Raw genomic sequence first — 13,112 nt, forward strand, 5'->3', positions numbered from 1 at the left:
GGCGTCGGCGTAGCATGGCCGATCGTGCACTCGCGATCCGCGTGCGCACGACGACACCGGGCACACCCCACGCCCGAGGAAGAAGCACCGCACCGATGGCACTGGAGATCGGCTCACTCGCGCCGGACTTCGAACTCCCGAACCAGTTCGGTGAGCACGTCCGGCTGAGCGACTTCCGCGGCGTCCGCCCGGTCGCGCTCGTCTTCTTCCCGCTCGCGTTCTCGTCCACGTGCACGAACGAGCTGTGCGCCCTGCAGGACAACATCGCGATGTTCCAGGACCACCGCGTCGAGCTCGTCGGCATCTCGGTCGACTCGAAGGCGACGCTCCGGTCGTTCGCCGAGTCGAACGGCTACGACTTCGAGCTCCTCGCCGACTTCTGGCCGCACGGCGCCGTCTCGAAGGAGTACGGCGTGTTCCTCGAGAAGAAGGGCTTCGCGAACCGCGCGACCTTCGTGATCGACGTGCAGGGCCGCATCAAGGCGTCGATCATCTCGGAGCCGGGCATCGCACGCGACGTGACCGAGTACAAGGCGGCGCTCGACCGCCTCGCGGCCTGCGCCGCACCAGTCCCCGTCGGCTAGCGTTCCGAATCCCTCCCGACGACGCTGGACGCGCCGGACGGACGGACTGGAGGAACGGTGCACGCCATCGACGACCGCACGCGCGCGCGGATGGTCACCACCGACCCGTACGCGCCCTTCCCGGTCGTCGCCGACCCCGGCAGGTGGCGCCTCCTCCACACGGTCGTGCCGACCGCGATCGGACCCGTCGTGGTGCACCACCGCGCGGGCCGTGACCCGCTCCTCCTCGTGCACGGCGTCGCCGGGTCGTGGACGACGTGGACCCCGCTCCTCGCAGCAGCGGACGACCTCGACGACCGCGGCCTGGTGCTGCTCGACCTGCCCGGCTGGGGCTCCTCGTCGGCGCCGGACGAACCGCTCGACGTCGACGACGCGGTCGAGGTCGTCACGGACGTCCTCGACGCCCTCGGTGTGGGCACCGCGGACGTCGTCGGGCACTCGATGGGCGCCTTCGTGGCGATGCACCTCGCCGTCGCTGCTCCGGACCGCGTGCGGTCGGTCGCGCTCGTCTCGGGCACGACCGTCGCGACCGCCGACGCCGCACGACACCCCCTCCGTGGTCTCCGGACCCTCCCGGCGTTCACCCTGCTCCGCGCCGGGCTCGCGATCACGGGCGAAGCGGCGCTGCCGGTGCTCCGCGCTCTCGCCCGGGTCGGCCTGCTCCCGGTCCTCGCCGCGCCGGTCTTCACCCACGTGCGCCGTCTCGACCCGAGCGTGCTCGACGCCTTCGTCGACGAACTGCGCCCCGCGGGCTTCACGGGCGCGGCACGCTCGGCGGCGGCGTACGACCTCGGACGCTGGCGGACCATCCGGTGCCCGGTGACGGCGATCGCCGGCCGGGACGACGTGTTCGCCCGGGTGTCCGACCTCGACGCGTTGCGGGGGCTCCTGCCGAGCCTCGGCACCGTGCTGCTCGACGACTGCGGCCACTTCGCGCACGTCGAGCAGCCGCTGGCCGTCGCCCGCGTCCTGGGGCTCCGGACGTCGGGCGAGCAGCCAGCTGACCCCTCAGGCGTGCACGGGGAACGTCGCCGCGACGCGTGACCGGACCTCGGCCCGCACGACCCGGCGCATGACGGGCGAGAAGAGCGAGTGGTCGCCGTCCGCCACCCGCACGACCTGGACGCTGCCGGACCGACCGCTGCCGGTCCACCGCCGGAGCGCCCGGCGCCCACCCAGACGGTCGAACAGCTCGACGTCGTCCGGCGCCGCGATCACCACGACGTCGGTGCCCTCCTCGGCGAGGGGCCGCACGTGCGCCACGACACCGCCGGCCCGGTCCCGTCGGGCGATCCGGTCACGGAGCCGCTCGGGCACGACGGCGTTGTACCAGCCGCGGACGCGCAGCCGCAGCGCGGACGGCTCCTCGATCGCGCGGAGGGCGTCGGCGTACGCCCCGCTCGTCGCCGGCTGCCGCCGGTAGTCGTTCGGGCTGATCTCGACCACGAGCCGCGGCGCGAGGTCCGACGAACGGCCCGCGAGCCACGCGCCGGCGCACATCCCGACCAGCACGAGCCGGTCCGCCGGGACGGACAGCCCCGCGACGACCGCGGTCTGGTCGTCGATCCACTCCTGGGTGAACATCGGCGACCGTTCGTCCTCGTGCACCGGGGAGCTCTCGCCGGTGCCCCGGCGGTCGACCCGGACCACGCGCGCGCCGTCGCGCGCGAGGTCCCGGGCGAGGTCGACCTGGTAGTCCGCCGCGCCGACGCGGTGCTCGGCCGCGCCGTTGTGCAGCACGACGACGGGCGCGTCCGGGTCCTGGCCGGACGCGACGGTCTCGACGGCGAAGAGCCGCTCGGGACCGAGGTGCACGATGCGCTCGGACACGCGGTGGTCGACGTCGACGACCGTGTCGATGCTCGGCGGCACGGTGGGCACGGCGAGAGCCGGTGCCCACGAGTCGACCCACGCGACGACGGTGTCCAGGGCCGCTCCGGGGATCCTGGCGACCATGCTCGTGCCGTCGAGGAGCTCCGCGCTGCCGGTCACCTCGGCCGTCGCGACCTGGCCGAGGGCCCGCGGTGCGCTGGAGCCCGGTCGGACGAGGGCGATCGTCGGGCCCGTGCGCGGCACGAAGGCCAGCGCTCCGAGGGCAGCGGCTTCGTCCGCGTCGACGTCGATGCCGACGAGGCTCTCGCGGCCGTCGACCACGCGGTCGGGGCCGATCGTGATCGAGGCGAGCGCACGCTGCTTCCGGAGCCAGGCGCGGCCGGACGCCGGCGGGTCCCAGAGGACGAGTCCGTCGGCGTCCTGGGCGGCTGCGGCGGCGACGGGCGCGGCGGACGCGAGCCCGACGAACGTGATCTGCTCGACACCGGTGGACCGCAGCAGGGCTGCGGCGTGGCGCGCGGACCGGACCTGCGCGTCGGGCGCGCCGTCGGGGGCAGAGTCCCCGCGTCCGGACGGGTCGTAGCGCACCGATGCCACGCCACGCGCCTCCAGTCGGTCCGCCAGGAGGCGCAGGGTGCGGTACGCGATGACGCCCTCCTGCCCGAGGGGCGGGCAGATCACGACGCCGGCGCGCGCCGCGGCGGGCAGCTGCACGGCGACGCGCAGGGCGGGCCGGCCCGACCAGCCGTGGTGCGTGCTCACAGTGCCAGGGCCGCGCGGACGTTCGCCGGCCACGAGACGGGGTCGGACCCGTGCCGGGCGAACAGGGCGATCGTGATCCGTTCGAGACCGAACGCGAGGCAGGCGCTGTGCGCGACGTCGCCGTCCGCGGTCCGGATGCCGAACGACGTGCCGAAGTGGTCCTCGTGGAGGTTCGCGGAGCTGATGGCCGTGGGCTCGTGGTCGGGGCCGTAGACCGGCGTGACGAACTCGAACTTGAGCGCCTGCTCGACCTGGTTCCGGGCGAGCATCTGTCCGACGCGGCCGAAGAACGGGTCGTTGGCGGGTACGACGTCGATCTCGAGGCCGAACGACTCGAGGGTCTCGCGGAGGCGAGCGATCCGACCGTCGCGGTGGGCCCTCGCGCTCGCGGCCGTGCCCACGTGCACGAACTCGTGCATGTGGAAGGCCTGCAGGCGCATCGGGTCGAGGGACGGCTCCCGGCGGAACGAGTCGCCGACGATGTCGAACGTGCGACCGCCGGCGGGCAGCGTGCCGGTCAGCAGGCCGTAGAGGGGGTGGCACACCGCCGGGGTGAGCATGAGGTCCGCCGGTTCGAGGAAGGACTCCCAGCGCTCACCGCGCTCCCGGGCGGCGAGCAGCGCACGGTGGGTGCGGTCGTCGCCGGTGAACGCGGAGATCGCCGCCGCGAGGTCCGGGAAGGACGCGATGTAGTCGGTGCGCTCGAACGACGCGAGCGGCTCCACCGGGGGGAAGCGGAGGACGTCGGCGTCGAGGTCCGCCTGGCTGCGGACGGCTGCGGCGTCGACGGCCTGGTACACGCGCTCGAACACGCCCGAGCGGCCGTACAGGCCGGGGGAGCCGAGGTCGATGAGGACGCCGTCGCCGAGCAGCCGCGCGCGGAGGTCGGCGCGGGCCGCATCGAGGTCAGTGGCCGTGGTCGTGGGTTCGGTGATGGTCACAGGATCGCTCCGCTCATGAGTGCCAGTCCGGCGTCGTTCTGGAGCAGACGGTCGTTGCTCACCATGACGGCCGCTCCGTGGCTGTCGCGGAGGTGTCGGGCGAGGCTCGACGGGCCGGTGGCGGCGAACCCGGCGATGCCGACGATCCGCATGGCCTTCGTGACGATGTCGGTGACCCGCTCCGAGGACCCGATCTTCAGCGCGTTCGCGGACAGGGCGTACGCGGTCGACTCGAGGACCTCGGGGTCGTCGGCCACGGCGTCCCAGCGGTCCGCGGCGTGCCGGACCGAGTCGGCGAGTGCCTGCAGGTCGACGAGGAGCTCGGCGAGCCGGAGGGCACCGGGCGGCGTCTGCCCGACCGTGGCGCGGGCCTGCTTCCGGACGGCCCGGCGGGCACGGTCGGCGGCGTCGGCGGCGATGCCGAGCCACACCGAGGCCCAGAGGACGTGCGACACCGGCAGGACGGTCTGCGCCGAGATGGCCGCGTAGTCGTCGCGGAGGACGCGGTCCTCGTGGGTCTCGGCGTCGAGGACCCAGCCGTTGCTGCAGGTCCCGCGGAGGCCGAGGGTGTCCCACGTGGACGTCTGCGTGAGCGTGGTCTCCTCGGGCAGGCAGATCACGAGTCGCTGGTCCGACGGCGCGGCGTCGAGGTCGCGGCGGGCGGTGACGAACACCGCGTCGGCTTCGGTCGCGTACGAGATGACCGGCGCGTCCTTCCGCAGCCGGATGTGGCCCGCTTCGTCGGGCTCGATCGCGCACGTGCTCCGTCGGGCGTCGCCGCCGATGCCGCGCTCCGTGGTCGAGGACGCGACGAGCGCGCCGTCCCGCACGGCCTCGATCATCGCGGTGACGCCGAGGGCGACCCCGCCGTGCCGCCAGAGCGCCATGGCCTGCCCGTGGTGCATGGCGAAGACCATCGCGGTGGCGGCGCAGGCGCGGCCGAGTTCGGTCGCGATGACGGACAGCTCGGCGAGGGTCGCGCCCTCGCCGCCGAGCTCGGTCGGGACCGCGGCGGCGAGGAGCCCGTGCTCCTTCATCGCCGCGATCGCCTCCCGCGGGGGACGGGCGTCGCGGTCGACCTCATCGGCGAAGTGCGCGGCGATGTCGGCGACGAGGGCCGTGCGCGCGGCGAACCGGTCGGCGGTGCCGGTCGTGGTCGCCGGCGCCTGGTCGAGCACCGGCGTGCTCACGAGGCGGACCCCGCTGCGGCGGCGATCGACTCCACCGTGGCGAACGTCGACCGGTGCAGGGCCTCGTCGGGGAACTCCACGTCGAGTTCGTTCTCGACCGCGAGCATCACGTTCACGGTCGCGTGCGAGGTCAGTCCGAGGGCGTAGAGATCAGCGATCGACGCCACGTCCATGGCGTCGACGGTGAGGTGCCCGTGGTCGGCGAGTGCCCGGCGGACTGCCTGCTCGGCCGTCGGTGCGGCGAGTGCGACAGCGTGTCCTGCAGTGGTCTGGTCCTGGTCCTGGTCGTGAAGCATGGTGGCAACGATAAGGAGGTCGGCGGCCCGGAAAACCGCCGTGCGGGTGCGCGAAACCGCACGCCCGCACAACGATCTGCGCACATTGACAGGCGGACGTTCAGCGCTCGGTGAGCGCCACGGCGGTGGCGGTGGCCAGTCCCTGCTCGTGCGACAGCGAGACGGCGATGGTGCCGCACCCGATCGCCACGGCGAGCTCGGCGGCGCGCCCGGTCAGCTCGACGACGGGAGCACCGACGGCGTCGTGCACGACCGCGATGTCCGTCAGCGGGACGGCGTCGGCGCGGTCCGGTCGGAGCAGCTTCAGCACTGCTTCCTTGCCGGCGAACCGGGCCGCGAGCCGCTCCGGGTCGTCCCCGGCGTCGGCGCGCTCCTGCGGGGTGAAGACGCGGGACAGGTACCGCTCGCCGTGCGTGGTGATGCCCGCGATGACGTCCTCGACCGCGGCGAGGTCGGTGCCCGTCCGGATCGTGCCCATGGGAGCAGGCTACGCGGACGGCGCCGCCCGGGGGCCCTTGTGTCAGCGGTACTGCGGCGGCCAGTCGAACGGCGCCGGGAGGCGCGGCACCTCGCCGATCGAGGTGACCTCGAGCACGATCTCGCGCCGGTTCGTCAGGGCGATCGACCGCGGGTCGCCGATGGAGCGATGCCCGTCGACCCACACGGTCAGCTCGCCGCGGAGGCCGCCGACGTGCCAGGCGTCGAGGCGGACGCCCCACTCGTCGAAGAACTGCCCGAGCGTGAACGTCCGGCGGGTCGGGGACTCGACGTGCAGGATGCCCGAGGTGTCGTGCGTGTGGAGCTGCGCGGCGAAGTGCTCGGCGTCCGAGTGGCCGACGTCCGCCGGCACCGTGACCGGTTCGTCGCCGTCGAGGATCGTCAGGTGCGTGTGGACGTGCTCGGCGAGCCGCTCACCCCAGACGTTCCGGAGCCCGGCCGCGTCGGCCCGCTCGGCGAGGGCCGTCGGCGCCGGCCACGGCGGATCGGACCGGGCTGCCCCGACCGCCGGGTGGGTGCCGCCGGCGACCAGCGCCAGGACGGTGAGCACCGCCAGCGCCAGCCCGACGACGGACGACCTCACCACTTGCCGTGCACGCTCGCGCGGAACCACTCGTCGTAGAGGCCGCGGACGGTCTCGTCGAGGCCGGGGACCTCGGGCAGCTCGCCCGCGGCCGCGTTGGACCGGGCCTGCTCCGGGTTGCGGGCACCGGGGATGGCGGCGGTGACGCCGTCCTGCGCGATGATCCACGCCAGGGCCGCCTGCGGCACCGAGACGGCGTCGGGCAGCGACGCGGCGAACGCCTGCGCGGCGCGCACGCCGTCCTCGAAGTCGACGCCGCTGAACGTCTCGCCCCGGTCGAACGCCTCGCCGTGGCGGTTGTAGTTGCGGTGGTCGCCCTCGGCGAAGGACGTGTCGGTCGTGTACTTGCCGGAGAGCAGTCCCGATGCCAGCGGGACGCGCGCGAGGATGCCGACCCCGGCCTCCCGGGCGGCCGGCAGCACGCGGTCGAGCGGCTTGAGCCGGAACGCGTTGAGGATGATCTGGACGGTCGCGACGCCGGGACGGGCGATCGCGGTGAGCGCCTGGTCGGCGGTCTCGACGCTGACGCCGTAGGCGGCGACGGAGCCGTCGGCGACGAGTGCGTCGAGGGCGTCGTACACCGCGTCGTCCTCGTAGACCGGGGTCGGCGGGCAGTGCAGCTGGACGAGGTCGAGGGTGTCCTGCCGGAGGTTCCGCCGAGAGCGGTCGACCCACTCGCGGAAGTTCGCCGCGACGTAGTTCGACGGGACCTGGTCCGCACGGCGACCCATCTTGGTCGTGATCGTCAGGGGGACGTCGGCGTGGTCCTGCCGCCAGGCGCCGATGAGCTGTTCGCTCCGACCGTCGCCGTACACGTCGGCGGTGTCGAAGAGGGTGACACCGGCTTCGACGGAGGCGTCCATGACGGCGTTCGCGTCGGCGTCCGGCACGGGTCCCCAGTCACCGCCGAACTGCCAGGTGCCGAGGCCGACGACGGACACGGAGCGGCCGGTACGGCCGAGGGTGCGACTCTGCATGGTTGCGAGCGTAGTCACGGCGGGGTGCGGCCGCGTCCGGGTGGTGGACGTGGGACCACCGGACTGGAGGCGCGGTGCGGGCCCGCACCGCGCCTCCAGTCCGTCAGTGGTGCTGTCTACTGCCTCCCTCGGTACCCGTCATCGCCCCACCAGTGGTGGTGGGACCGGTCGAGGACCGCTGCGCGGACCACCCGCCCGATGGGCTGCGGAGCGCCGGTCGCGTCCGGGACGAACGCGTCCACGGTCGCGAACAGCGACCCGTTCCGGAGCTCGACGGCGCCGGGGGAGGTGAGCGGGAACGTCGCGGTCACGCGACCCGACCACGGTGCGACGACGGACACCTGGCCGGCGCCGGTCGCGCCACCGAAGAGCTCGGCGACGAAGAGCGTCCCGGTGCGTTGGTCGACCGCGACGTCGGTCGCACCGACGAAGCCCGTCGCGACGCGCTGCACGCTGCCGTTCCACGGGCTCACCCGGTACACGCTGCCGCGGGCGCCGAGGCTGGCGTCCTCGGGGCCGCCCGGGAGCGTCGAGACGTACAGCCAGCCGTCCGGACCCTGTTCCACGTCGGTCGGGACCGGCTCGAACGCGTACCCGTAGCCGACCGTGCAGGACGGCAGGCCGAGCTCGGTGGCGACGGCTGCCGTCACCCGGATCGGAGCCTGCGCGGGCAGGACCGCGACGGTCGAGACCCGGCCGTCGTAGCCGACCCGCAGGACGTCGTTGCCCCCGGCGTCCGCGACGTAGACGCCGTCCCGGAGCGCGAGCGACGCGTACGGGTGCGAGTCGACGATGCCGCGGTAGGTCGCCGGACCCGTGGGCCCGGTCGGGTCGATCTGCGCGGCGCAGGCCGCCGGGAGGCCCCGGAACCCGTAGCGGTTGACGCGGTCCGGGTTGCGGCTCGCCTCGTACGCGGCGAGGTCCGCGAGCTGCCGCGGAGCGCTGCCGGTCCGCAGGGCCATCAGCGTGCCGACGCCGTTCGGCTGGTCGTTCTGCGCGTAGTAGACGGTGTCCCGGCGGGACGAGACGGCGCCGATCTCCTGCCCGGTCGGTGCGGTGGCGATGGTGGTGCGCGTGCCGTTCGGTGCGATGCGCTCGAGGGTCCCGGCGAAGTTCTGCGAGACGAGGACGTTGCCGGAGCGGTCGACCTCGAGGCTGAGCGGGGAGACGAGCCCGGAGGACAGGGTCGTCGTCGGACCGAGGCGGAGCCCCGGGTCACGACCGGGGGATGCGGACGCCGTTGCTGGCGTGGCCGTGACGACGGCGGCGGCGAGTGCCGCGGCCGTCACGACTCCGAAGACGGTTGCTCGCTTCATTGCGGGCCTCCTTGCTGTTCGGGTCAGGTCCGGATGGACGGCAGCAATGTACGACCGCGCTGTGAGTCCGCAAAGAGTCACCGGTGACCCCGCCGTGAAGTCGCGGATTGCGGATAGGTGTGCTCGGTCGTCCTGCTCGGCTCGGCTCAGCCGATGGTGGCGACGCCGTTGCGCATGAGCCGCTTGGCGGCGCGGGCCCGCGGGATGACCCAGAGCGCGCTCCAGAGGCCGAGCCCGGTCCAGAGCAGGATCAGCATCGTCGTGATGAGCGCGCCGTGCTGGTCCCGCATCGACCACGTCATCGCGATCCAGATCGTGCTGAGGACGATCTTCCCCCAGCCCGCGGCCTCTCGTTCCGCCTGCGCCTGCACGAGCGGGATCCACACCTCGGCCGGCACCTCGGCCGGGACCCGGCCCTCGAGCACCCACTCGCGGACGACCACCGAGCGGTCGTAGCCGCCCTCGGCGCGCCACGAGCGGAGCTGCAGGACCACCGCGATCGCCGCGCCGACGACGGCGGCCGGGATGCCTGCTGAGACGAGGAGGCCCGGTGTCGCGGTGGTCCACGAGGACGCCACGAGGACGACGAGCACCACCGCGAAGGCGGCACCGGTCGCGCCCGACCCGAGGAGGCGCAGGCGGCCGGCTTCGTCGAGGACTCCGACTCCGTTCACGACTGTGACCGTACGCGTGGGGGCTGACGCGCAGCCGCGAACCCGGTCAGTCCCGGCGGGCTGCGACCGCTCCGCCGCGCGGGCGGCGCCCCAGCATCCGCGCGGACGGGTCCGGTTCGTACCCGAGGTCGGCGACGGCACGGCGGACCCGCTCCGCGGTCTCCGCGCGCACCGCGTCGGGATCGTTGAGCACACGGCTCACCGTCTGGCGGGAGACCCCGGCCACCGCTGCCACGTCCCGGATCGTCGGCCTCACCGCGCGGCCCTCGTCTCCGGCGCCTCGTGCTCGTCCGTGCCGGCCGGCTCGCTCGCGCCGGGCGTGCGCCGGGCCGGCGCGACGTCCGTCGTGGCCCCGACGACGGGCGCGGCCACGACACCCACGACGAGCAGCACGAGGGGGAGCACCAGGGCCGTGTTGATGCCGACGCCGGCGGAAAGCCACCCGATGACGGCCGGCCCGGCCAGCATGCCGACGTACCCGCCGGAGACGACCCGTGACAGCACGATCGAACCGCGACGACCAGGGGCCAACGCCCCGGCCGCGGTGAAGATCTGCGGGACGATGCCGGCGACCCCGGCGCCGAACAGCACCCACCCGACGATCGTCACCGGGTAGAGGGGCGACGTCACGACGACCACGAGCCCGGCGACCGCGACGACCGACCCCCACCGCACCACGCGCGTCGGCCCGACCGTGGCGGCGACCCGGTCGACCACGAGCCGACCGGCGGTCATCGTCACCGCGAAGAAGAAGTACGCCAACGACGCCGAGGCCGCCGACTCGCCGAGGTGCTGCCGAGCGTGCAGTGCGCTCCAGTCGTTGACCATGCCCTCCGCGAGCATGAACGCGAAGGCGAGCACGCCGAGCACCAGCGCCCGGCGGAGGATCGGTCCCCGCGGCGCTGCAGTCGCCTCGGCCTCGGTGTCGTCCCGCTCCGGTGCGGCCTGGGCGTCCCGTCGTCCGAGCAGCCCGAGGACCGCGACGACACCGAGCACCACGACCAGCCCGGCCGTCCAGGTCAGCGACGCCTCGAAGCGGATCCCCACGCTCTGCACCAGCGCACCGAGACCCGCTCCGACGGCCCCGCCGACGGAGAAGAGGGCGTGGAAGGCCGCCATGATCGGCCGCCCGTACCGGCGTTCGACGACGACCGCTTGGTCGTTCATCGCGACGTCGATGCACCCGTTGCCCATGCCGAAGACGAAGAGCGCGCCGGAGAGTCCCCACGCGCTGCCCGCCTCGGCGATCAGCAGGAGGCCGACGGCGAGCAGCACTGCGCCGGTCATCACCGAGACTCGGGAGCCGAGCAGTGCCGAGAGGTACCCGCTGGCCTGCATGGCGAGGAGCGACCCGGCGCCGAGCGCCAGCAGGGTCGTGCCGAGCACGGCGTTGCCGACGTCCGCGCTCGCCGCGACGGCCGGGACGTTCACCACCCAGAGTGCGAGCGCGAAGCCGTTGAGGAAGAAGGCGAGGAAGACGGCCCGCCGGGCGCGCTTCGGGACAGTGGTCGAACCGATCATTCGAACACTGTACGTGATCATTCGGTCATGTGCGCTACGCTGCGAGCATGGACGGACAACAGCGGCAGCGACTCGTGCTCGATCGACTCCGCGAGAGCGGGCGGGTCGAGGTCGCCGACCTCGCGCGGGAGCTCGGCACGTCCGAGGTGACCGTCCGCCGCGACCTCGAGCAGCTCGCCGACGTCGGTGCGCTCCGCCGTGTCCGGGGCGGGGCGGTGCCGTCGTCCCTCCGCGGCGAGGGCGTCCCCTTCGACCTGCGGACCGCGGACGAGTCCGACCGCAAGCTCCGGCTGGGGGAGGCCGTGGCGTCCCTCATCGACGACGGAGAGGCGGTGTCGGTCGACAGCGGGACCACCGGGGCCGCGGTCGCCCGGGCCCTCGCTGGACGACGGGTCACCGCCGTGCCGATGTCCGTGCAGTCCCTCGTCGCCGTGACCGGCCGCGCGTCGATCGTGGTCCCCGGCGGCGAGGTCGATCCGGAGGAGGGGACGTTCGTCGGCCCGCTCCTCGAGCAGACCTTCACCGGGTTGCGGCTCGACACCGCGGTGATGTCCTGCTGCGGTGTGGACCCGAGTGCCGGCGTCATGGCGTACTCGCTGCGCGACGCCGCGGCGAAGCGGGCGGCCCACCGTGCGGCTGCCCGGACGGTCCTGGTCGCGGAGTCGGACAAGTTCGGTCGGTCTGCGATGGCCCTGGTGTGCCCGTTGACGGAGGTGAGCGTGCTGGTCACCGACGACGCCGTGAGCGATGCGGTGCGCGAGTTCTGTGCGGGGCAGGGGATCGAGCTGGTGGTGGTGCGGGCGTGACGGGCCTGGCGGCGGTTCGTGAGGCGGTGCTCGGGAGACTCGGCGGCGGTGAGGGTCTGCGATCAGCTCGGGTTCCGAGGAGTCGTCGGAGCTAGCCGGTTTCGTGACGGCGAAGTGGTGTGAGCCGGTGGCCGACGTGGTCGACGGTCTGGGCGGCTGGGTCGTCGGGACAAGGATGGGAGTGGGCCGGTCCGGTGGTGCTCCGCTGTCCGATGAGAACGCGCTGGTGACGCCGTTCGGCGCGGTCGGCCGTCCGAGACGTTCGGGGGCGAGGCCGCGTCCGTATGTGGCTCCTTCGGTGCGACGGGTTCCGGACCACTCATGTGCGACAGCCGAAGGTGATGGCGCGCGATTGACGGGAGCCTTCGTGCGAGGAACGGTTGTGGACCGTCATTTGGCCGCCCGTCAGTAGAACTGACGAGGAGATCGCTGGGCGAGCAGAGGCGGCCGGCGTTGACAGAAGGGAGCATCGCGGAGTTTGCTTCCGCGAGAAACGGCGACGGTCACCGGCGCACGATCGCTGCCTAAACGTCCCGAAATCGTAAGCCACGCGGGCAGGCAAACCCGACGAAGCGGGCAGGGCCATGCGGCAGGCGGTACGTCAGCAAACTGTCCGAACTGATCTTCACGGCTGAACCCCATCGTGGACGCCTTAGTCTTATCGTTAGCGCGCTGCGTGAACTCTCCAGACCGGTCGAAGGATCGCTCATAACGAAAAAGGTCGGTCCTGATGACCACCACTCCGCTCACGCCGGGGTACACCCGCACCCGACCCGGGACGGGTAGCCGCAACGGCACCTCGACCTACTCGGCCCTCCTCGCCCAGGTCAAGGAGAACGGTCTCCTGCGTCGCCGGACCGGCTTCTACTGGGCCCTCTTCGGCTCCCTCGCCGGCACGCTCGGCCTCGCCTGGGTGGCGTTCGCGTTCCTCGGCGACTCCTGGTTCCAGCTCATCGTGGCCGGCGCGCTCGGCGTCCTGTTCACGCAGTTCGCGTTCCTCTCGCACGAGGCCGCGCACCGCCAGGTCTTCGCCTCGCAGCGGTGGAACGACCATGCCGGCCGGTACGTCGGCACGTTCCTCGTGGGCTTGAGCTACTCGTGGTGGATGAACAAGCACACGCGCCACCACGG

The 13,112-nt window shown here is 73.2% G+C and carries 15 protein-coding genes; 4 read left to right on the forward strand and 11 right to left on the reverse strand.

Annotation, left to right across the window (positions count from 1 at the left end; all coding sequences use genetic code 11):
• Positions 1 to 95 precede the first annotated feature (95 nt).
• Together FS825_RS17655 and FS825_RS17660 are read left to right on the forward strand one after the other, a co-directional pair.
• Positions 96 to 584, forward strand: a complete 489-nt coding sequence (locus FS825_RS17655) for a peroxiredoxin (protein ID WP_144715602.1) — start codon at positions 96 to 98, stop codon at positions 582 to 584.
• A 57-nt stretch (positions 585 to 641) separates the two neighbouring features.
• Positions 642 to 1,628: an alpha/beta fold hydrolase gene (locus tag FS825_RS17660; protein ID WP_144715604.1), complete on the forward strand. Its 987-nt coding sequence runs from the start codon at positions 642 to 644 to the stop codon at positions 1,626 to 1,628.
• Here the strand turns inward: FS825_RS17660 and FS825_RS17665 are convergent.
• From FS825_RS17665 to FS825_RS17715, 11 genes are all read right to left on the reverse strand, one after another.
• Positions 1,593 to 3,179 (reverse strand): alpha/beta fold hydrolase, encoded by a 1,587-nt coding sequence (locus FS825_RS17665; protein WP_144715606.1) that lies wholly within the window; start codon positions 3,177 to 3,179, stop codon positions 1,593 to 1,595. The two genes, FS825_RS17660 and FS825_RS17665, sit on opposite strands and share 36 nt — an antisense overlap.
• Positions 3,176 to 4,120 carry an amino acid--[acyl-carrier-protein] ligase gene (locus tag FS825_RS17670; protein WP_144715608.1) on the reverse strand — a complete coding sequence of 315 codons (945 nt, stop codon included), beginning with the start codon at positions 4,118 to 4,120 and terminating at the stop codon, positions 3,176 to 3,178. Before FS825_RS17670 ends, FS825_RS17665 begins: the two co-directional genes overlap by 4 nt.
• Complete coding sequence (locus FS825_RS17675) at positions 4,117 to 5,310, reverse strand: acyl-CoA dehydrogenase family protein (RefSeq protein WP_222126963.1); 1,194 nt, start codon at positions 5,308 to 5,310, stop codon at positions 4,117 to 4,119. The genes FS825_RS17670 and FS825_RS17675 overlap by 4 nt, the downstream gene beginning before the upstream one ends.
• Entirely contained in the window at positions 5,307 to 5,606 is a 300-nt protein-coding gene (locus FS825_RS17680; protein ID WP_144715610.1) for an acyl carrier protein, read from the reverse strand. Before FS825_RS17680 ends, FS825_RS17675 begins: the two co-directional genes overlap by 4 nt.
• 100 nt (positions 5,607 to 5,706) lie before the next feature.
• On the reverse strand, positions 5,707 to 6,084 hold the full coding sequence (locus FS825_RS17685; RefSeq protein WP_144715612.1) for a holo-ACP synthase: 378 nt from the start codon (positions 6,082 to 6,084) through the stop codon (positions 5,707 to 5,709).
• Positions 6,085 to 6,126: 42 nt separating this feature from the next.
• Entirely contained in the window at positions 6,127 to 6,690 is a 564-nt protein-coding gene (locus FS825_RS17690) for a hypothetical protein (RefSeq protein WP_144715614.1), read from the reverse strand.
• The gene (locus tag FS825_RS17695; protein ID WP_144715616.1) at positions 6,684 to 7,664 is read right to left on the reverse strand and encodes an aldo/keto reductase; all 981 of its coding nucleotides are present in this window, start codon (positions 7,662 to 7,664) and stop codon (positions 6,684 to 6,686) included. Before FS825_RS17695 ends, FS825_RS17690 begins: the two co-directional genes overlap by 7 nt.
• 116 nt (positions 7,665 to 7,780) lie before the next feature.
• Entirely contained in the window at positions 7,781 to 8,980 is a 1,200-nt protein-coding gene (locus tag FS825_RS17700) for a ScyD/ScyE family protein (RefSeq protein WP_144715618.1), read from the reverse strand.
• 146 nt (positions 8,981 to 9,126) lie between these two features.
• Positions 9,127 to 9,654, reverse strand: a complete 528-nt coding sequence (locus tag FS825_RS17705; RefSeq protein ID WP_144715620.1) for a hypothetical protein — start codon at positions 9,652 to 9,654, stop codon at positions 9,127 to 9,129.
• A 46-nt stretch (positions 9,655 to 9,700) separates the two neighbouring features.
• Positions 9,701 to 9,889, reverse strand: coding sequence for a LacI family DNA-binding transcriptional regulator (locus tag FS825_RS17710; RefSeq protein WP_395886547.1), 189 nt, complete (start codon positions 9,887 to 9,889; stop codon positions 9,701 to 9,703).
• A 17-nt stretch (positions 9,890 to 9,906) separates the two neighbouring features.
• Positions 9,907 to 11,175 (reverse strand): MFS transporter, encoded by a 1,269-nt coding sequence (locus FS825_RS17715; RefSeq protein ID WP_186377320.1) that lies wholly within the window; start codon positions 11,173 to 11,175, stop codon positions 9,907 to 9,909.
• Positions 11,176 to 11,222: 47 nt separating this feature from the next.
• On the opposite strand from FS825_RS17715, the gene FS825_RS17720 reads away from it, so the two are divergent.
• Both FS825_RS17720 and FS825_RS17725 read left to right on the forward strand, forming a co-directional pair.
• Entirely contained in the window at positions 11,223 to 11,981 is a 759-nt protein-coding gene (locus FS825_RS17720; RefSeq protein ID WP_144715625.1) for a DeoR/GlpR family DNA-binding transcription regulator, read from the forward strand.
• A gap of 730 nt (positions 11,982 to 12,711) precedes the next feature.
• On the forward strand, positions 12,712 to 13,112 hold a 401-nt coding region (locus FS825_RS17725), incomplete at its 3' end, for a fatty acid desaturase family protein (protein WP_186377321.1).

The sequence above is a fragment of the Curtobacterium pusillum genome, from assembly GCF_007680845.1.
Lineage (GTDB): Bacteria > Actinomycetota > Actinomycetes > Actinomycetales > Microbacteriaceae > Curtobacterium > Curtobacterium pusillum_B.